We start from the raw sequence: 20,049 nt of genomic DNA on the forward strand, positions 1-20,049 counted from the left end.
ACTTATTTCATTATAACGAGGATCGACTATGAATGAAACACATCTGGGTGTAAAAGGTAAAAATATATAAGGGGTTTAGTAACAGTTCAGCCGAGGTGCAGGCGGGTAGGATCCTTGAATTATATGTTTATTTTTATTCTTGATACTTATTGATAATAGATTCAGGAAATGCCTCATATTGGATAATTTCGATAACAGAGTCATCTATAACAAGCTGATACATTGACTCACATCAGCCAATCTCGGAAATGAAGTCATCCATTATAAGCGCAGCTATGACTCACATTTGGAAATACCGGATATAGAGTCAATAATAACAACATCAATTAATGACTCAAAACGACTATCACCGGAAATTGAGTCAATATGGAGTATCCTTTTTGATGACTTGGTTCTAAAATAATAAGATTGCGGTCAATGAAACCCTCTACTATCATTGACTCACTTTTGATATTTCATGTTTTGAGTCATATAAGTAATCTGAGATTATTGACTTATTATGACGAATACGAATATGTAGTCAATCAAAAGTTTCATAATCAGATAAACTGTCTGCGAGACTCCGGAATTGATTAAATCCATTGTCGGCTGAACTGTTACGGGTTTTATGCGTTAATGTCCCAGTCCCGGACTTCAAGGAGTGCCTTTGCAAGTTTTTCTGCGGAACGTCTGAAAATAATCTCGCCCTTTCCGGATGTGGCGCCACGGGGATCGCCTCCGATTCCGATAGGCTTTCCGTCGGAAGTTCTTAAGTCCTCTCCCATCCAATTGATGGCAGCTTCACCTGAAAAATTCAGGATTTTCTTTCCTTTGTAGCCTCCGTCTTTGTAGCCGGTTTCCGAAAGCTCAAGTTTGACGGTTTCAGGGTGAATCGCCATGATCATGGAGGTTTCCATCTCTCCTCCGTGGAAATCCCAATGATTATCCGGGCTTATGGTGGCCTGAACTTCAGGATCCAGGAAAGCACCTGATGTCAGAACAAAGGTGAAGATTCCGAAATCATGACGTAGCTGTCTTGAAAGAATATCAGCCACCGGACGGTTTCCTCCGTGACAAATAAGGAAAACAAGCTTCTTGAAGCCGTGATTTTGTATAGACTCAGCAATGTCATAAAGCATGTGGTAGTAGGTATCCGGCTTAAAGGAAACGGAGCCGGAGAAATTAAGATGCTCTATGGAAAGTCCCACCGGGATTACAGGAAAAATGAGCATGGGGAAATCAGGATCGATTTTCTCAAGCTCTTCTTTAACGTATTTGGGCATCGCTTCCGCTATCATTGAATCTGTGCCCAGAGGTGCCTGCGACCCATGCTGTTCTATGGCGCCGAGAGGTATGAGGACCATAGTTCGGTCCTTGTCGATAGCTTCCATTTCTTTTCTGGTTAAATCTCTGTAATTCTGAATCATGATAGTCTCCTGTTTGAAGGTGAAATAAGGTTACTGATTAAAGCCCCGGGGACTCACGGAAACTCTTTTACCCGGTCTTCACTACAGTAAAGAAAAGGCGAATGCCTCCGGATCGGAAACATTCGCCACCTGATGATCTTATGATATGGAAATAAATGTCTCCATAAAACCTGAAGTTATGCCTGTGCTGCGCTGTTCATTGAACGAAACCCTGGAACAGCAGCCCTTACTCTGCTGAAGATCACATATGAAAGTGTGTAAACCAAAGTGAGCTTGATGAGGTTAAACGGAATTGTTGCAAGGATGATAAAGGTCGGAAGATTCTTGATGAGAGGATTTACCGAAGATACCATAACCACAACATCGTCAATGCTTACGCCCATGGCCTTGGCATACATAGGAAGTGTGATGAAAGCATTGCAGAAGCACATCCATGCGGTGCGGATGAAAACATTGGTGATGAGTAAGATGGCAATGCTCTTTATGGACTTATCAGACTTCTTGTACATGAGCCACATAGGAACGATGAAAATAAACGCTCCAAGAAGGTTTGAAACCTCACCTACATACATGCTGTTTGTTCCCACTGTGAAAAGCTTGATGAGAAGCTTTGAAACTTCAACAAAGAATGCGGAAAATGGTCCGAGAGTGAAAAGTGCGATTACGCTCGGCATATCACTGAAGTCTATCTTGTAGAACGGCGGGAAGAAAGGAATGCTGAATTCAAGGGACATGAGCACTCCCGCAAGAGCTGCAAGAAGTCCGGTGTAAACCATTTTCTGAATGTTTGATCTGTTTGTCATAATGTTGTCCTCCAAAATTATAATGATAATTGAGGAAACAAGCTCTTTGAGATGGTTGAAATTTCGATCTATAATCGAACCGGAAATGCCCGGTAACGAAAAAAATCTCAGTACCTGAAATTCGGGTACTGAGATAAATCGTCGTTTATTTCACGTTTTCTTCTCTCATCCAGACTATACTGTCGGTACCGGAATCACACCGGTTCATGCACAAAGGCTCGCGGACTATACCGCCGGTAGGGAATCACACCCTGCCCCGAAGAACTTATTTCGTTTTCTGACTTTAGACTAGCATCAGAAGGCAGGACTGTCAACAGGTGATTTTGTATACGGTGAGGGTTCACAATACATTTTTATGAGAAATCCTGGGAAAATCCACGGGGGACCACTCTCGTTGGTGAGAACTGTTTCAAGTGTATTTCGAAATGATTAAGTACATTTTTTGTAAAAATATTGAAAAAATTATGGAAATCTTAATTATTTGCTGTATAATAGGCAAGGTAATTATGTATCACCCAAAGTGGTAAAAAATGCAAAAGAGGTATATTGAGATGAAAACTTCTAAGAAAATCTTAGCTGTCGCAATGACAGGCGTAATCGCAGCTTCAATGGCAGTTCCTGCATTTGCATCATCACAGGTTCGCAACATTGATCCATATTCAGGATCAGCTCTTGCTGCCAATGACGCTAATGCAAAGCATGATGCTATCATGGCTTCATGGGATGCTTATGTTCAGTCAGTAGGTGGTGAGGAAGCAGCTGCAGCAATTGCAAACGCTTCACAGGGAATCAAGCTTGCTCAGAACACAACAGAGTCAAGAATTGCCAATTCCAAGGCAGCAGCAGCTCAGGCTAACAACACTATTGAGCTTGCAAAGGAAGAGTTAGCAGGCAATACAGTAGTTGTAGCACCTGTAGTTACTTCAGCTGATTTAGCAGCTATTGCCAATGCAACATATGAGGCAACTCACGGCGCTAACTAATTTTAGTGCATAACGGTTTTCACTAAGAAAATCGGAGCCCATATCAATGATTGTATAGAGGTCATTGATATGGGCTCCATTTTTTTGATTTTTCCGGGAGACAGTGAATCTCTTATACATGTTTTGATGGAAAAACGTAGAATAAATGTAACATTTTGCAAGTGCCTTTTGGAATATAATGAACTTAGGGACTGGTGCTTATTTCAGGATCTTCGCGTAATGAATGGATAGCCATATGATCTTCAAAAACACCTGTATCCTAAAGTAAGGGGTTAGAGTTATGAATAAAATACCGGGTAAGTTATTGGTATCAATGATGTTAAGCGGGGTTATGATATCCGGCTTTGCGATACCTGCGATGGCGGACAATGTAGTGACAGTTTCTTCACTGCCCTCTTCCACATCTGCATATACAACATCAAACAGTCAGAATAAATCGTCTGCTGCTATCGGCGTTGAGCCGGGTTCTGAAGTCGCTTCAGGCAAAGCTGTTACACCGGTTATAACAGCTGCTGTCAATGTCCAGACCGCAGAGACTATCACGACACAAAATGTATCGTCAGCTTCATCATCAGAATCTTCAAAGGTTACGATACCCGTTATAAACGCGGCAGACACGATAGAGGCATCCAATACAAAAAAAGCTGTTGCAAACGAAGAGAAAACTGAGGCTGTTTCAACTGAAAAGATTGGAGTTGTGGATGCTACGCTGGGAAATATAAGTCTGAGCAGTCAGGCCGTAGCAGCAACTGAAGTAGGATATTGCGTTATCCTGTCATCATCACCGACAGGACTCATGACAGACTTATAAGAGCGAATTATTAAAGAAGCTCCGGGGATCACTATAGCAAGTGGTTTCCGGAGCTTTCGTGTTTAGAGCGGTTCAAAAGAATCCGTAAGGATTCTTTATATGTATGCCCGGGATGATAATCCCGGGAGCCGCGCGGCTTAGAGCGGTTCAAAAGAATCCGTAAGGATTCTTTCTATGACTAATCTATTGCAGTTATATACAGGCTGTATCCATCAGATACAATATTATCAAAAGTGTCTGACAAGTCTGCTTCAGCTATATGGTATCTTGAGCCGTACTCTTCGTCTGTCCAGATACGGACAGAGTCTTTTACTTCGGGTTCTCCGAAAAGATTTTTCAGGATCTGAGTAAGCTCCTCTTTTGAACGGGAAAGACCCTTGGTATTTACAGTGATTCTATTGAGGCCTTTATCGTTTATGTGAAAATAAACTTCTGAAGGTGTGTCAAAAGTAAGAAGATAAAGGTTTCCGCTGTAGATATCTGCACCGTCAGGATCTTTCATTCCGGTTTCTGTCAGCCTTACTCCCAGTTCCTCAGATATTTTCATCATGGATAAAGACTCCGGGTAGGCTTTCCTTACGAAAGAGCCGGAACCGGGTTCTCTCATATCCATAGATCTGATGGAATCTATAAAAGCTGTGCTGTTTTTGGAGACAGCATTTGTGAGCATATTTCCTATTATGGCTGCTGTGTCGGAAAGCTGTTCTGCATCCGGCACAAGAGATGACTTCTTTGCGATGCTCTCTTTTGTCAAATGTTGGGTCAGTAAAACAGATGGAATACCATTTATATGGTAAACAACATAATCTGTATCTGTGGATCTTTGAAGTTCAACCTTCTGCCCTGTCATTTTTTTGATGGAGCTTATCAGGGCATCTGAAAGGGGCGTTGCCTTTCCATTAACTGTTGCGGCTTTGAACCTTGGGTATTCGTCAGAGTTCTCCAGGTCAAGGCTTAATTCAAAAAGTATCCGCTGCTTATCCTCTGAGGAAAGATTCGACATATATTCTTCTGCTGTATTCCTCCCCTGACCGGGATCCCGGGATATAAGGAAGCGGATTTCCGCTGAAGCATCCATGGCAGACAGTCTTTTTGCTACCGACTCCAGGACCGCAATTTTTGCTGTATCATAAAATATGGCATCCGCATCCGAAGAATCAATATATGTAGAAATCAGGATGATGTCTGAGGCATCAGAATCTGATGATGTGGCTTTTACAGCACTAAGCATTTGAAATTCGTTCCCGGAATCACCATCTGAACTTCCGGTTAAGTAATCGATACTATATCCATTTTCCGATAATCTTTCTGCCAATGCCTCAAGCTGCAGTTTTTCAATCTGTTCATCATAAGAGGCAGAAGAATCATTAATTATACCGGTGGCTTTGATGGACGTTTTTATAAGGCCGGCATAATCAGATCCGTCAATCCTGACTTTTTGATAAATGAGTCTGGGAGCAAGTAAGATCACAGCCAGGAGAAAGGTTTTAAGTCCATGTATCAGAGCCTTTTTTTCTTTATAGATAGCGCCGTGAACAAACTGCATGGCGCTGTATACCATGACCAGAACTCCTGTGACGTATATTAGGAGAAATGGTATATCAACAGGGTCTTTTAACAAATTTGAAAGGTTCATGGTATCACTTGTGCATCTTCTTTAAGGTTTCAACCATTTCCACATCATCCTCAAGAACCTTGAAGTTGGTAGTCACAGGGTCAGAGCCCGGTTTTGTGATGGTTAACTCAATTACCGAACCGATGGGAATGCTGCTTGAAAAGGTGTGCTGCATAAATGCTACAACCTTAGGGTGATTGCTCTGGAATTTCTTCATTATACCTGCAATCTTCATCATTTCTGCGGGATTTATCATTAGTGGTACCTCCGATATTTATAAAAAAAAGTGGGGGCGAATTAAATCGCTCCCCACATATTAATCTAAAACGGGATATATTGAAAGAGAAAAAAGTATAAAGAAATAGTGAATAAATGTAACCATTCAGACGTCCACCGGATCTGACCAGGTTACTTCCCTGAGACCTGTTTGATTCATAAGCGTTTATGTTTATCTTCTCTTTCCAGCGTGAACCAGAAATCCACTCCGGTTCTGGTATTTTTTGCTCCGCACTTCTGATGGTGAGCTTCAACTATGGCCTTGACAATGCTTAAACCAAGTCCGCTTCCGCCATAGCTTCTGGTGTGAGCTTTATCCACCTTGAAAAACTTCTCCCATATCTTTGTAAGGTCTTCCTCCGGAATTGGATTTCCGGTATTTGACACATGAATGGACAGGGTTCCGTCCCGTTCTTTTTCGGAGAAGATGCTTATGTTATTTGGTTCCTTCAGGTGGTGTAAAGCATTGTTCAGGTAGTTTGTTATGATCTGCTCTACCTTAAACTCGTCTGCCCATACCATGGTGCCGTCGGGAATGTCTACTTCTACGTGGGCAGAAGCCTGCTTTATAAGAATCTCTGACTTGGTTATGACACCGTTTACCACCTTTGAAATATCAAAAAGTGCGAAGTCAGGAAGGTCCTTGCCCTGTTCTATGGAACTTAGATTCATAAGCTCATGAACCAAAGTGTTCATCCTTTTTGCTTCATCCACTATAACTCCGCAATAGTAGGCTCTGGTTTCCGGATCCTCTGCCAACCCTTCATTTAGTCCTTCCGCATAGCCCTGAATAAGAGCTATGGGTGTTTTGAGCTCGTGGGAGACATTGGCAACAAATTCCTGCTGACGTTCGGCATATTTTATCCTGGTTTCAACATCAGACTGCAGCTCATTGTTGGCGGTTTTTAGTTCTGCGATGGTTTTCTGAAGACTTTCAGACAGGGTGTTCATGGAATTACCGAGTACACCTATCTCATCCTGGGATGCCCCTTCATATCTGGCGCTGTAATCCTGGGCAGAAATCTTTTCACTGAGGCGGGCCAGCTGATTTATGGGTTTTGTGATCTCGCGGCTCATGAAATATACTATGATGGATCCAAAGATCATGGCCAGAATACCGATAAAAAGCAGGAAGCGGTTAAAAAAACCAACGGATTCCTTCAGGCTGGAAACCGGCATGGACATGATGAAGCAGGTGGTGTTATCTGAAAAATATCCCCAGCTTTCAAGATAAGTGTCCTTTGACAGATTATCAACATTTCTTTCAATTGAATAGTTGTCGAACTTTCTGACCACTTCGGCCGTAATGCCGGATCTGTTTCCGAGAATGTACTGATTTAGTTTTCGAAGCTGAAAATTAAGGTCTCCAAAGGTCGAGAAAATCCTGTCGGTTTTTGTGTCCAGGATGATAACATTAACATTGTAGGTCTCGGACAGTTCCTTAAGATACCTTGTAGCTGTTGTCTCGGTTTTGGGATCGGAACTGTCATAATCTGCCGGGAAGAGTTCTGAGGCGATGCCGGAATCTGCAGTGCTGTTAAGCATGTTGTCAAGCTTCATATATGCAGTCTCAAGAGTTGTAATCTTCTCTTTGGTATATATTCTTTCCAGAAGGAAAGTATTGGTCAAAAGTATGGCAGCCAGTATGGCGGCGATAATACAGATGAAAATGCAGGTATACCGCCACTTAATGCTTTTTTTCAGGATAGAGTTTTTATTCATTTAAATCTCCATTCCGTTTTTCTATACTCATTACGCTTCGAACTTGTAGCCCATGCCCCATACGGTCTTAATGTAGTCGCCCTTTTCACCCATCTTGGCACGCAGCTTTTTTACATGAGTATCAATGGTTCTGGCGTCTCCGAAATAGTCATAGTTCCATACGTTATTGAGGATCTTCTCTCTGGAGAGAGCTATGCCCTTGTTTTCTATGAAATAAACCAGGAGTTCATACTCCTTGAAGCTAAGCTCAACTTCTTTTTGGTCTATCTTTACGGAATGGGCGGATTTGTCAATGATTATGCCGCCGATATCTATCACGTCATCCTGGTTTATACCGGATCGTCTAAGTATTGCTTCGACTCTCGCCACAAGTATCTTTGGTGAAAAAGGTTTAGAGATGTATTCATCTGCACCATATTCAAAGCCTTTCAGCTCATCAGACTCCTCAGAACGGGCCGTCAGCATTATCACAGGAACCTTGCTGTGCTCCCGTACAGTTTTGAGAACATCCCATCCGTTCATTTTCGGCATCATTACGTCAAGAATGATAAGGGCTATATCCTTTACGGAGAAAAACTTATCTATGGCTTCCTCTCCGTCAGCGGCTTCGATAACTTCAAAGTCCTTGATTTTGAGAAAGTCGGAAATCAGCTTTCTCATACGATCTTCATCATCTACAACAAGTATTTTTAAACGATCCATAACTCCTCCCATCGTACCCGTTTCAAACATGATCCAGAGACCGAAAGTGTGCGGGTTTAAAATATATAGGATGCCCCGTGAGCGAAAGGACACATAAGGGCATTTATTTTTTCATTGCCTCCAGCAGAAACCTGCTTGGACTGCAATTTTTACTATATCTTTGATCTGTGAAATAAATGTGAAGTTCCTTTCTGGCTCTTGTGATGGCTACATAGAAACCACGGCGCTCTTCCTCGATATCCTCCTTTGAAACAGCCTTCCGGTAAGGAACAATGGTTTCATTTATATCCACAAGATGAACGATGTCAAACTCCAGCCCCTTGCTGCCATGGAAGGTCATGAGGTGGATGCCCTTTTCGGAACCATCCTGTTTTTTCGCAAGTTCTTCTCCGTAGTTTTCAACGAATTTCAGCCATTCATTTTTGTCCGGCAGGTGCCGTGCGGAAGCCTCTATCTCATCCATTATAGCATTTATGTTTTCAGGATTTACATGGTTCTCTCTTGCATTATCCTCGATAAAGCGGTCATAGCCGATCTTTTTCCGTATATAGATAATAGCTGCCACCGTAGGGAGTCGCTTTACAGCTTCCAGATCTCTCACAAGTAAGTTTATCTTATATATCATTTCAGATGATGAAGAGTAGTACCGCTTCAATTTGTCAAAGTTCATGTCCCGGTGGTCCATGGCCTTTCTCGATATATAGCGAAGCGGCTTATTCATTATCCTGAGAAAATCTGCCCGGGTTCCCAGGTTAAGGGATAACCTGATATAGGAGATAATGTCCCTGGCGGAGCTGCTGTCGTAGATATTTTTGACCTTGTTCTTTAAGGTATAGGGAATCTCCAGTTTGGAAAGCTCTGTCAATAGTGGGTGCACCAGAAGCTCTGTTCTGAAAAGAACTGCGATCTCCTCAGGTGGAACACCTGTCTTAAGCTCCTTTTTGATATTTTCGAGAACCTGGAGGTATTCGTTAAGCGGGTCCTTTGTCCTGTAGCATAATGTCACTCCCCCGGGACCATTCACAGCCCGGATATCCTTTGAAAAGCGCTGCTTATTGTGACTTATGACCTTTTTTGCGAAATTTACTATCTCCTGTCTTGAACGGTAATTGTTGGAAAGGAAAATCTGTTGTGAGTCGGGATAATCATTTGGAAAACCAAGCATGATGGAGGGTTCTGCACCTCTGAAACGGTATATGGACTGATCGTCGTCTCCTACTATGAAAAGATTGTTTTCGGGAGCCGCAAGCATTTTGACTATTTCATACTGAACAGGGCTGATGTCCTGAAACTCATCAACGAGAATGAAACGGTATTTCTCCTGCCATTTTCTGAGTTCCTCAGGTTCCCTCAGAAACAGTTCATGACATAAAAGAAGCATGTCATCAAAATCCACCAATCGCTGAATCCTGAGTTCCTGTCGGTACTGTTCCACGATGCGTAGAAACTTATCGGTATCTATGAGTTTGGAGGTGAAGCCGGAGGTATCCTTTCCGAGAGATTTAAACTTTGAGATTTCGGAAAGAAGCAGTCTGAAAAAGTCTATGTCATAGGAGCTGTCAATGTGTTCTCTCATGGTCAGCTCACGCAGAATCATTACCTTGGTTCTGTCGTTTATTATGTTCTTGAAGGAAAGATTGTATCTTAGTCTCAGGATAAAGAAAAAAACCGAGTGAAAGGTTCCGAATGTGATCTGATGTCCTGACATGCCTCTTTCTTTTATCAGTTTATTAAATCGTGTTTCCATTTCCTGAGCAGCATCTTTTGTGAAGGTAATGACCAAAATGTCTTCTGAAGGAATGCCTATGGACAAAAGGTGAAGGAGTCTTTGGGTGATGACTGTGGTTTTTCCGGAGCCGGGGCCGGCAAGCACCATGGCGGGACCGTATATGTGATTGATTGCCTGAATTTGTTCATTAGAAAAGCTCATGGCACACAGTGTACCATGAGCTTTCAAAATCTCCTATGGTCTGAATTTAGACCATACGGGTTAGCCCCGCCGGGGCTAACCCTGGTTTATCGAAGGTCTGTGCCGTATAAGATCTTTGCGAGTTCGGAATCTTTATCGAGGATGATGGTCTTGTCGCCTCTGCCTTTGAGTGAGGTTTTCAGGGCGTCGAGGGAGCGGATGTAGTTGTAGAATTCCGCTTTCTCAGTGGTGTTGTAGGCTTCGGCGAGGGTTTTCATGTATTCGGCTTCACCTTCGGCTTCAATGATGGCGGCCTGCTTTTTGGCCTCTGCCTCCATGATTGTTATCTGACGGTTGGTATCATTTCGGATCTTCTGGGCCTGGCTGTCACCCTGTGCTTTATAGGATGCAGCGATATTCTGGCGCTCGGAGATCATTCGTTCGTAAACGGCTTCCTTGTTGTCGTCGGGAAGGTCAAGGGCTTTAATCTTTGCTTCAGTGATGGTAATGCCGTAGCCACCGATGTCCGAATTGGAATCTTCGGTTATGAGCTTTGTAAGCTGTTCACCTCTTGCGGCAATGACTTCGTCCTGAGACATTGAGGAGATGGTGTTCTTTGTGGCATTATAAACTGCTACGCCTACACGATCTTCTGCGGCTCTTGTGGAAGCATTGAGAGTCTGCGTGAACTTTACGGGATCTGTGACCTTCCAGAGAATGAAATCATTCGCAATCATGGATTTTTTATCTTTTGTGATAACATCTGAAGGCTGTATATCGTAGATCTGAAGATCTTTCGGGATGTAGCGGACGCTCTCCAGGAATGGGAGCTTTGTATAAAGTCCTGCTTCGGTGCTTACTTTTGTGATCTTCCCAAGATGTGTTACAACCCCGTATTCATTGGGATTTACAGTATAAAAGGCGGTACCCGACAGGAATAAAAAACAAATGAGTACTACCACAAGGACAGCTCTTATTTTGTTGAATGTTTTCTTCATGAGTTGCTCTCCTCCTCAGTCAGGTAGTCTTCAGATGAATATGCATCTGTATCCGTAGTTTCAGAATAATTCACAGTATTAGTGCGGTTTTCTGATGTGAAGCTTGCAAGAGGAAGCATGGTCTGGGTTCCGCCGTCATCGATTATGACCTTAAGATCCGGAAGAACATCCTCCATTGTTTCGTAGAATAAACGTTGTTTTGTAATTAGAGGATTAAGCTTGTACTGATCGTACATAGCATTAAACCTTGCTACCTGTCCTTCGGCTTCAGCTATTCTGGCTTCCTTCTTTGCTTCTGCATCTTTTTCAATTTTGTCAGCGTTGGCCTCGGCTGCAGGAAGCTGTTCTGACTTGTATTTATTTGCGTTGTTAATTGAAGTCTCAGAGCCCTGCTTTGCATTTTCAACAGATTTGAAAGCGGACATAACCAGCTGGTTTGGCGGTTCAACGTCCTGTATGGAGACATTAACAACCTCAAGACCTATGTTTGCCTTTGTAAGGGCACTTACCAAAGAATCACGTACATCGGACTGTACTTTGTTCTTGCTGGTTGTCATGACATCATCAACATTGTAATTGGAAACAATGGTACGAATGGCTGCCTGTGCAAGGTTTTCCAGGATTGCCTCCGGGGCACTGGAATTATACAGATAGCTGACCGGGTCTGAGACTCTGTACTCAATGTAAAAATCGGTGTTTACAAAGTTGAAGTCTGAGGTAATCATCAGAGACTGTTCGGTAAGTGACTCGGCTTTTCCGTTTTCTCCGGCATTTTCGTCTACAACCTTGTAACCGATGGGAATGCCGTATGTGGTTGTGCGAACCAGGTGAACAGAATCGATAAAAGGAATCTTGAAATACATTCCGGCGGTTTTTACGTCCTGAACCTTTCCGAATCTTGTTAAGACCGCCTGTTCCTGCTCAGAAACTCTGTAAATGCCGGAAGTGATAAAGCTAATGGCCACGAAGGCTACGATGACCAATGTCAGAACATTAAGGAGCTTTCCGGCTGTTTCCTTTGCTTTTTTGGGATCCGGCATATCGATATGAGGCATTCCGGGGCCATTGCCCGCGCCTCCGTTGTTAAAATTTTTCATCTATTACTCTCCTCGTTTTTGATTTTAGAAATCATTAAAACGCCCAGCCTGAGCGGAAGGGCATCCGTATATAAACGAGTCGCTTGCGGCGGAAAATCTATAACTGAACTCCTTAGAGGCTCTAAGGGTTTGGTTATGATTTTTCTCGTCCGCGCTCAACGTTTATATACAGATGCCCTTCTTCGGTTCAGGCTTCCATTCCAGAATGGATTTATTTTTCTAAATATTATCCTCTGCGTTCTATGTCGTCTGCGATCTGGTTTGACTTTCCTGCGGCCTCCAAAGTGATCGGAGTGCTATGCTCATTTAAACATGGGTCAACCGGACGCTGAGCTTCCTCCTTCGGAGTTCTGTCAATCTTTGTGTAATCACCGATTCCCACAGCTTCTGTAAGAGCGCCAAGTGAAGAAACGGTTGCAGAAATATCTGTCGGAAGGAAAATCTTTGTTGCGCGACCGTCAGCCACAGTCTTAAGTGCTTCAAGACCGCGAAGCTTCAGAACTGTGTCATTAACATTGGCAGACTTAAGCATCTCAAGACCCTCAGCCTCTGCTCTGTAAACAAGCTTTACAGATTCAGCCTTACCTTGAGCAATGGCGATCTGAGCATCTCTCTCAGCCTCAGCCGCAAGAACCTTAGCCCTCTTGTCACCCTCTGCTCTCTTGACGATAGATTCCTGATGAGCCTCTGCCTGAAGGACAGTCTCACGTCTCTCACGCTCAGCTCTCATCTGCTTGGTCATAACCTCCTCAATCTCACGAGGCGGCTGGATATTCTTGACCTCAACTCTTGTAACCTTGATTCCCCATGGATCAGTTGCAGTATCAAGGGCCATCTGCATCTTGCTGTTGATGATGTCTCTGCCTGAAAGAGTCATATCAAGCTCCATCTCACCAACGATTGAACGAAGGTTTGTGGCTGTAAGATTGGCAAGACCGCTCATGGCATTTTCGATACCATACTGATAAGCCTTTGGATCAAAAACTGTCATATAAACTACAGAATCAATGGAAATAGTAACATTGTCCTTTGTAATAACAGGCTGAGGATCAAAATCGCAAACCTGCTCCTTCAGAGAAATCTTACGGAAAACCCTGTCAATGATAGGCATCTTAAAGTGAAGCCCCGCGTGCCAGGTATCATGATACTTTCCGAGACGCTCAACATTAACGGCATACCCCTGAGGTACGACCTTAATGCAGCCACTCAGAATAACGAAAATGATAACCAGAAAAGGAAAAAATAAAAAGAATCCCATACATACTCCAATCTGTCCTCCGAATATTGGAAGGACTAAAAAAATATACGAGACTATAATAGCATATAAGACAAAGATAAAATATTAACGATTATATACGAAAAAAGAAATTTGTGAGAAGACGATTAACAACATTTAAAACAGTTAAGCTGTGGCGAAAATAGAATATATTTTTTTGTAAATTAAGAGAAAATGTGAAAGAAAATGCAAGGGATGGGTGGCTAGGCTTGCGAACTGAAAGAACATCCTGCTCCTTATGTACGAACCAGATGCACAGAGTGCAGCTGGGGCGAACATAAGGAGCAGGATGTTCTTTCAACTTCGTGGGCCGTCACACGTCCCTTGCATTTTCTTGACCCATTTCAAAACCCTGCGGTAAAAACACTACCCCTCAAGCTTTGCGATTCCCGCCTCAAGTCTCTTAATAGACTCGTCCTTTCCGAGAACCTCCATGATTTCGGTAGCCCCCGCAGGAGTCATCTGCTTGCCTGAAAGAGCGATACGGATAGGCCACATAACAAAACCTGTCTTAAGCTCCTTCTCCTTGCCGTACTCCGAAAGAAGTGCGAAAAGCGCATCATTGGAGTAATCCTCCTGAGCCTTAAGAAGAGGAAGCACATCCTTAAGAAGCTCAAGAGAGTTCTCAAGATTGGTCTTTGACTTCTTGTTTACATAAAGATCATTCTCGTACTCCGGAACCTCCTCAAAGAAAGAAATCATCTCAGGGATATCCGGGAAAATCTCGATACGGGTCTTAACCATGGTAGCGATATGCTTGAAGTCAAGAGGCTTCTTAATGGTATCCTGAATGAAAGGAAGCGCTCTTTCATAGTACTTATCGAAATCCATAGCCTTGATATACTCGCCGTTCATCCAGCGGAGCTTGCCCATGTCGAAAACAGCCGGGCTCTTTGAGATACGGGTGTAATCAAACTTACGGATGAGATCCTGAAGAGACATGATCTCCTCATTATCATCCGGTGACCATCCGAGAAGTGCTACGAAGTTGACAACAGCCTCCGCTACAAAGCCCTGGTCAATGAGATCCTCAAAGGAAGAATGTCCTGAACGCTTTGAAAGCTTCTTGTGGTTCTCATCTGTGATAAGCGGGCAGTGAACATACTTAGGGATTTCCCATCCGTAAGCATCATAGAGACGGTTGTACTTAGGGCTTGAGCTGAGATACTCATTGCCGCGGACAACGTGAGTGATGCCCATGAGATGATCGTCGATAACATTGGCAAAATTGTAAGTAGGGAATCCGTCAGACTTGATAAGTACCATGTCATCAAGCTCGGAATTGTCTACTGTAACATCTCCGTAAAGTTCGTCGTGGAAAGATGTTGTTCCCTCTGTAGGGTTGTTCTGACGGATAACATAAGGCTTTCCTGCCTTAAGGTTCTCCTCGATCTCTTCCTTTGAAAGGCCGAGACAATGCTTATCATAGTGCATGATCTCTTCGCCGTTAACGGTTGTCTTCAGAGTCTCAAGACGCTCCTTTGTACAGAAGCAGTAGTAAGCCTTGCCCTCGTTTACGAGCTGCTTTGCATAATCCATGTAGATTCCGGACTTAACACGGTCTGACTGAACATAAGGTCCGCAATTACCCGGCTTATCAGGAGACTCATCAGGGATGAGACCTGTGTCGGCAAGGGTTCTGTTAATGAGGTCTACCGCACCTTCAACAAGACGCTCCTGGTCTGTATCTTCTATTCTGAGAAGGAAATCGCCGTCCTCGTGCTTTGAAATGAGGTAAGCATACAGTGCAGTTCTTAAATTACCAACATGCATTCTTCCGGTTGGTGACGGAGCGTATCGTGTTCTGATCTTCATTTTGTTCTCCTAAATGTAAAGAAGGGACTGTCGCCAGTCCCCGCTCTTAGATTTGAAATTTGATATTCACAGAAATCTATGCCTGAAAAGGCTATTCTCTATGTATTGAAGCCTCGGGAATAACATTGACACGAGATTCCCGAGGATGATTTTTTGTGATTATATCAGTCTTTGAGATCCTGTGGTCTCATGGTGAGGTTGATTCTGCCCATCTTGTCGATTTCCTGTACCTTTACGGTAACTTCATCGCCGATGTTTACAACATCCTCAACCTTCTCAACTCTTCCATCAGCAAGCTTTGAGATGTGAACCATACCGTCCTTGTTAGGGCTTAACTGTACGAATGCACCAAAGTTCATGATACGTACAACCTTACCTGTGAGGATCTGTCCCGGCTCGATGTCATTAACGATGGACTCAACGATCTTCTTAGCCTTCTCAAGAGCTGCAAGGTCGATGCCGGAGATGGAAACCATACCGTTATCGTCGATATCGATCTTTGCACCTGTTTCATCAATGATTGCATTGATGGTCTTGCCCTGCTTACCGATAACATCACCGATCTTCTCAGGATCGATCTGGAGAGTGATGATTTTAGGTGCATATGGTGAAAGCTCCTTACGAGGCTCTGCAATAGCATCCTTCATTACGCCATCCATGATGAAAAGACGTGCTTCATGTGCTCTCTTGATAGCTTCTGTTACGATATCCTTTGTAAGACCGTGGATCTTGATATCCATCTGGATAGCTGTGATACCTTCGTGAGTACCTGTTACCTTGAAGTCCATGTCGCCGAAGAAATCTTCGAGACCCTGAATATCTGTAAGTACGAGATAGTCATCATCTGTATCACCGGTTACAAGACCGCAGCTGATACCTGCTACAGGCTCCTTGATAGGAACACCGGCTGCCATAAGTGAGAGGCAGGATGCGCAGGTTGAACCCATTGATGTTGAACCGTTTGACTCCATTGTCTCTGAAACCGCACGGATAGCATATGGGAAATCCTCTACTGAAGGAAGTACAGGAAGGAGTGCTCTCTCTGCAAGTGCTCCGTGACCGATCTCACGACGTCCCGGGCCGCGGCTTGCTTTAGCCTCACCTACTGAGTAACCGGGGAAGTTGTACTGGTGAAGGTAACGCTTCTCTGTGATGTACTCATTAAGTTCCTCAACCTTCTGAACCTCTGAAAGAGGAGCAAGGGTTACGATATCAAGAATCTGAGTCTGTCCACGCTTGAACATAGCAGAACCGTGTACTCTCGGAATAAGGTCTACCTCAGCCTCAAGAGGTCTGATCTCGTCGATTCTACGACCATCCGGTCTCTTGTGGTCCTTGAGGATCATCTTACGAACTGTCTTCTTCTCATACTGATAGATGGCATCAGGAAGGATGGCAAGAGCTTCTTCATCCTCTGCAAGAGCCTCTTCAAGCTTCTTTGTAACCTCAGCCATGTTGAGATCTCTCTGCTGCTTGTCATCAGTGAATACTGCTGTTTCCATCTCCTCAGGAGGAACGATGGCCTTGATCTTCTCAAATACCTCTTCAGGTACTGCAGCACTAACGTACTCCATCTTCTTCTTTCCGCACTCTGCGATGATGGAATCGAAGAATCCGATGATCTGCTTGTTGATCTCGTCAGCCTTGTAGATAGCCTCGATCATCTTATCATCGGAAATGCAGTTTGCACCTGCTTCAATCATGATAACTTTGTCACGGGTTGAAGCAACTGTAAGGGCAAGGTCTGAAACAGCCTTCTCTGCATTGGTAGGATTGATGATGAACTCACCGTTGATCATACCAACCTGTGTTGAAGCACATGGACCGTCCCAAGGTACATCTGAGATAGCTGTTGCAAGGGATGAACCAAGCATCGCAAGAAGCTCAGGTGAGCAATCCTGATCAACTGACATAACCAGGTTGTCAACGAGACAGTCATTTCTGAAATCCTTAGGGAAAAGAGGTCTCATAGGACGGTCGATAACACGTGATGTAAGGATAGCATTATCACCTGCACGGCCTTCTCTCTTCTTAAATCCACCCGGGAATTTACCGACTGAATACATCTTCTCCTCATACTCGATCTGAAGAGGGAAGAAGTCAATGCCGTCTCTTGGAGCGGCTGAAGCGGTACATGTTGAAAGAACGGTTGTATCGCCATAGTGCATAAGTGCTGCACCGTTTGCCTGGGCACAAACACGACCGATATCAACGGTAAGTGTTCTGCCGGCGAGTTCCATTGAATAACTCTTGTACATTATTTACCTCCATTATTTTGACAGGGAGGTCCAAAAACACTGATATAACTCTGCTTCAAAGTCATGCCGTATATCCCCGAACAGAACACAGGGCATGATTAATCATGCCGGATGTATACAGCCGATTGTTTATACCGCTCTTTGAACCGGAATCTCATCAGTGATCTCGGATATCTCTCCTGTCGTTTGTTTTTTTGATCCGACCTTCTTAAAGAAAACTAAAATCTCTGATTTCTCATTTGATGATCACCATACAGATTTTAACAGATTCTCTAAGTTTGGTCGACCGTTTTTAAGTGATTTCTTAATAAAGAAAAAGAGCAGAGAAAAAATCTCCGCTCTTCTTTATCAAAATTACTTTCTGATACCGAGCTTCTCGATGAGTGATCTGTAACCCTCAAGGTCTGTCTTAGCAAGGTACTGAAGAAGTCCTCTTCTCTGACCAACCATCATAAGAAGTCCTCTTCTTGAGTGGTGATCCTTAGGGTTCTTCTTAAGGTGCTCAGTAAGCTCGTTGATTCTTGTTGTAAGAATAGCAACCTGAACCTCAGGTGAACCTGTGTCACCAGGCTTACGTCCGTACTGTGCAATAAGCTCAGCTTTCTTTTCCTTAGAAATCATTTTTAATTCCTCCTAAAATAACTTTTCACGATCTCTCGTGATTAAACTTACGTTAACAGAGTTCCCGAAAGGAGTTCCGAAGAACCATGCCAACGCGCATACTCATGTAATTTAACAAAGCACTTAAGCCTTGTCAATGCATTTCAAAAAAATAAACAAAAATTTACAAATCCATGGGATAATGCATAGCCGCGTCCACATCCTTTTCCAACTGGTGTTTGAGAACTTCAAGGGATGCAAATTTTTCCTGGTCTCTTATTCTGTCCATAAATTCCACGCGGATCTTTTGCCCATATATGTCTTTATTGAAATTAATGATATGGGTTTCTATGCTTACCGGATTGTCGGCTGCTACAGTTGGATTTGTACCTATATTGGTAACTCCCCGGTAAAGCACCTGCCCCACCAGGACTCTGGAGATATATACTCCGGCTTTTGGAAGGGTCTTTCCTGAAGTCGGCAGTATGTTCGCGGTAGGAAACCCCAGGACTGTTGAGCCTAAGTGTTTTCCGTGGATGACAGTGCCGCTTAATGCAACGTGCCTTCCGAGAAGATCTGCTGCCAGCTTGACATTACCCTTTTGGATCTCTTCGCGGATAAAGGTACTGGATATCTCTCTGGAGTTACCGTTCTCATCAAGAACCTGACGTTTCTTGATGATGTGGGCGGTATAACCGTATTTATCCTGGAGGGCCAGCAGCATGTCCGCATCTCCCTGGGCCTTGTGACCAAAACGGCAGTCGGTTCCTGCAACGATATCCTTTGCATTCATGCCCTCGATAAGCACATCTCGTAAAAAAAACTCCGCCGGAACCTTCATGGTGTCGTGGTTCACAGGATATGAAAATACGTAATCAAAACCAAGGTTTCTGAGTCTCGTGAGGTGTTCATCACTTGAAGAAATCGAGGTTTTGCTGGTTCCGGAAAAAAGATTGTCCGGATTTTGCGAAAATGTCAGCACAGCGGTTTTGCAATGCTTAGCTCCTGCGATGGCAAACATATTCTCAAATATGAGCTGGTGTCCTTTATGGCTTCCGTCAAATTTTCCGAAGGCAACAACTGCCGGCTCCGGAACAAAAATAGGAGGTTTTACTACGGAATAGAGTTCACCCTTCTCTTCAAGTTCAGAAAGCTCTGATATGGTATGGCTTTCTGAAAGAGTGTATTTTCCAACTCTGGTGCGGAGCAGTGCAGTCATGGCAGCTCCTGTTCCAAGCTTTTCACCTATATCCTTACATAAGGTTCTTATGTAGGTGCCTTTGGAACAGGTAATCTCCATTTTTACATAAGGAAGACTGATATCAAGTATTTTAATGTCGTGTACCGTTATTCTGTTGGCTTTACGTTCAACGGTCTTTCCCTGACGGGCAAGATCATAAAGCTTTTTGCCATTGATCTTTTTTGCACTGTACATGGGCGGGATCTGGTCATAGGTTCCTATGAAAGAACTTATGGCATCCCTGACCTCATCTTCGGTAACCTTCACAGGCTTCTCTTCCAGCACGGTTCCCGTTATATCCTCTGTATCAGTGATTATACCAAGCTGCATCTCGGCTTCATAAACTTTTTCGGTACCGGAGATGGTTTCCACAAGTTTTGTTGCGGCACCGGCGCAGACCACCAGTACTCCTTCCGCCAGAGGGTCAAGGGTTCCGGTGTGTCCGATTTTCTTTTCATGAAGTATTGAGCGCAGCTTTTTTGTGACATCAAAGCTGGTCCAGTTTTTTTCTTTATTTATTACTATTATTCCATCCATT

General features: G+C 43.6%; 16 protein-coding genes and 1 riboswitch. Of the genes, 2 read left to right on the top strand and 14 right to left on the bottom strand.

Features of this window, described 5'->3' with window-relative positions; translation table 11 throughout:
- Positions 1-605: 605 nt before the first annotated feature.
- Positions 606-1,406, bottom strand: a complete 801-nt coding sequence (locus T357_RS0107955) for a creatininase family protein (protein WP_031550683.1) — start codon at positions 1,404-1,406, stop codon at positions 606-608.
- A gap of 176 nt (positions 1,407-1,582) precedes the next feature.
- Positions 1,583-2,209, bottom strand: coding sequence for an ECF transporter S component (locus tag T357_RS0107960; RefSeq protein WP_031550685.1), 627 nt, complete (start codon positions 2,207-2,209; stop codon positions 1,583-1,585).
- A 153-nt stretch (positions 2,210-2,362) separates the two neighbouring features.
- A riboswitch (FMN riboswitch) is annotated at positions 2,363-2,477 on the bottom strand.
- A gap of 283 nt (positions 2,478-2,760) precedes the next feature.
- Between T357_RS0107960 and T357_RS0107965 the strand changes: the two genes are divergently transcribed.
- Both T357_RS0107965 and T357_RS0107975 read left to right on the top strand, forming a co-directional pair.
- Complete coding sequence (locus T357_RS0107965; protein WP_031550688.1) at positions 2,761-3,192, top strand: hypothetical protein; 432 nt, start codon at positions 2,761-2,763, stop codon at positions 3,190-3,192.
- 280 nt (positions 3,193-3,472) lie between these two features.
- Positions 3,473-4,003, top strand: coding sequence for a hypothetical protein (locus T357_RS0107975; RefSeq protein ID WP_031550690.1), 531 nt, complete (start codon positions 3,473-3,475; stop codon positions 4,001-4,003).
- 178 nt (positions 4,004-4,181) lie between these two features.
- Here the strand turns inward: T357_RS0107975 and T357_RS0107980 are convergent, their stop codons facing one another.
- The 12 genes from T357_RS0107980 to truB form a co-directional block, all read right to left on the bottom strand.
- Positions 4,182-5,564: a hypothetical protein gene (locus tag T357_RS0107980; RefSeq protein WP_031550692.1), complete on the bottom strand. Its 1,383-nt coding sequence runs from the start codon at positions 5,562-5,564 to the stop codon at positions 4,182-4,184.
- 79 nt (positions 5,565-5,643) lie between these two features.
- Positions 5,644-5,874 carry a hypothetical protein gene (locus T357_RS0107985; protein ID WP_031550696.1) on the bottom strand — a complete coding sequence of 77 codons (231 nt, stop codon included), beginning with the start codon at positions 5,872-5,874 and terminating at the stop codon, positions 5,644-5,646.
- A gap of 176 nt (positions 5,875-6,050) precedes the next feature.
- Positions 6,051-7,616 (bottom strand): sensor histidine kinase, encoded by a 1,566-nt coding sequence (locus tag T357_RS0107990; protein WP_090815263.1) that lies wholly within the window; start codon positions 7,614-7,616, stop codon positions 6,051-6,053.
- Between the two features lie 30 nt (positions 7,617-7,646).
- Complete coding sequence (locus tag T357_RS0107995; protein ID WP_031550702.1) at positions 7,647-8,318, bottom strand: response regulator transcription factor; 672 nt, start codon at positions 8,316-8,318, stop codon at positions 7,647-7,649.
- Between the two features lie 103 nt (positions 8,319-8,421).
- Positions 8,422-10,275 carry an ATP-dependent helicase gene (locus tag T357_RS0108000; protein ID WP_155991319.1) on the bottom strand — a complete coding sequence of 618 codons (1,854 nt, stop codon included), beginning with the start codon at positions 10,273-10,275 and terminating at the stop codon, positions 8,422-8,424.
- A 59-nt stretch (positions 10,276-10,334) separates the two neighbouring features.
- Positions 10,335-11,225, bottom strand: coding sequence for a protease modulator HflC (gene hflC / locus T357_RS0108005; RefSeq protein WP_031550707.1), 891 nt, complete (start codon positions 11,223-11,225; stop codon positions 10,335-10,337).
- Positions 11,222-12,322 carry an FtsH protease activity modulator HflK gene (gene hflK / locus T357_RS0108010; protein ID WP_242840079.1) on the bottom strand — a complete coding sequence of 367 codons (1,101 nt, stop codon included), beginning with the start codon at positions 12,320-12,322 and terminating at the stop codon, positions 11,222-11,224. Before hflK ends, hflC begins: the two co-directional genes overlap by 4 nt.
- 226 nt (positions 12,323-12,548) lie before the next feature.
- Positions 12,549-13,580, bottom strand: coding sequence for an SPFH domain-containing protein (locus T357_RS0108015; protein ID WP_031550713.1), 1,032 nt, complete (start codon positions 13,578-13,580; stop codon positions 12,549-12,551).
- Positions 13,581-13,964: 384 nt separating this feature from the next.
- Entirely contained in the window at positions 13,965-15,413 is a 1,449-nt protein-coding gene (gene gltX, locus T357_RS0108020) for a glutamate--tRNA ligase (RefSeq protein ID WP_031550716.1), read from the bottom strand.
- 164 nt (positions 15,414-15,577) lie between these two features.
- Entirely contained in the window at positions 15,578-17,671 is a 2,094-nt protein-coding gene (locus T357_RS0108025) for a polyribonucleotide nucleotidyltransferase (RefSeq protein ID WP_031550719.1), read from the bottom strand.
- A gap of 354 nt (positions 17,672-18,025) precedes the next feature.
- On the bottom strand, positions 18,026-18,292 hold the full coding sequence (gene rpsO / locus T357_RS0108030) for a 30S ribosomal protein S15 (protein WP_031550722.1): 267 nt from the start codon (positions 18,290-18,292) through the stop codon (positions 18,026-18,028).
- A 163-nt stretch (positions 18,293-18,455) separates the two neighbouring features.
- A complete protein-coding gene (truB, locus tag T357_RS20185) occupies positions 18,456-20,048 on the bottom strand; it encodes a tRNA pseudouridine(55) synthase TruB (RefSeq protein WP_049962342.1) in 1,593 nt (530 codons plus the stop codon).
- Between the last annotated feature and the right edge of the window lies 1 nt (position 20,049).

The organism is Oribacterium sp. FC2011, assembly GCF_000701645.1.
Taxonomy (GTDB): Bacteria; Bacillota; Clostridia; order Lachnospirales; family Lachnospiraceae; genus Oribacterium.

What these genes read in the sequence shown, in the direction of transcription:
- T357_RS0107990 (WP_090815263.1), bottom strand. Translation starts at nt 7,616, where the DNA reads ATGAATAAAAACTCTATCCTGAAAAAAAGCATTAAGTGGCGGTATACC.
- gltX (WP_031550716.1), bottom strand. Translation starts at nt 15,413, where the DNA reads ATGAAGATCAGAACACGATACGCTCCGTCACCAACCGGAAGAATGCAT.
- T357_RS0108015 (WP_031550713.1), bottom strand. Translation starts at nt 13,580, where the DNA reads ATGGGATTCTTTTTATTTTTTCCTTTTCTGGTTATCATTTTCGTTATT.
- T357_RS0107995 (WP_031550702.1), bottom strand. Translation starts at nt 8,318, where the DNA reads ATGGATCGTTTAAAAATACTTGTTGTAGATGATGAAGATCGTATGAGA.
- T357_RS0107965 (WP_031550688.1), top strand. Translation starts at nt 2,761, where the DNA reads ATGAAAACTTCTAAGAAAATCTTAGCTGTCGCAATGACAGGCGTAATC.
- T357_RS0108025 (WP_031550719.1), bottom strand. Translation starts at nt 17,671, where the DNA reads ATGTACAAGAGTTATTCAATGGAACTCGCCGGCAGAACACTTACCGTT.
- T357_RS0107960 (WP_031550685.1), bottom strand. Translation starts at nt 2,209, where the DNA reads ATGACAAACAGATCAAACATTCAGAAAATGGTTTACACCGGACTTCTT.
- T357_RS0107975 (WP_031550690.1), top strand. Translation starts at nt 3,473, where the DNA reads ATGAATAAAATACCGGGTAAGTTATTGGTATCAATGATGTTAAGCGGG.
- truB (WP_049962342.1), bottom strand. Translation starts at nt 20,048, where the DNA reads ATGGATGGAATAATAGTAATAAATAAAGAAAAAAACTGGACCAGCTTT.
- hflK (WP_242840079.1), bottom strand. Translation starts at nt 12,322, where the DNA reads ATGAAAAATTTTAACAACGGAGGCGCGGGCAATGGCCCCGGAATGCCT.
- T357_RS0107985 (WP_031550696.1), bottom strand. Translation starts at nt 5,874, where the DNA reads ATGATAAATCCCGCAGAAATGATGAAGATTGCAGGTATAATGAAGAAA.
- hflC (WP_031550707.1), bottom strand. Translation starts at nt 11,225, where the DNA reads ATGAAGAAAACATTCAACAAAATAAGAGCTGTCCTTGTGGTAGTACTC.
- rpsO (WP_031550722.1), bottom strand. Translation starts at nt 18,292, where the DNA reads ATGATTTCTAAGGAAAAGAAAGCTGAGCTTATTGCACAGTACGGACGT.
- T357_RS0107955 (WP_031550683.1), bottom strand. Translation starts at nt 1,406, where the DNA reads ATGATTCAGAATTACAGAGATTTAACCAGAAAAGAAATGGAAGCTATC.
- T357_RS0107980 (WP_031550692.1), bottom strand. Translation starts at nt 5,564, where the DNA reads ATGGTATACAGCGCCATGCAGTTTGTTCACGGCGCTATCTATAAAGAA.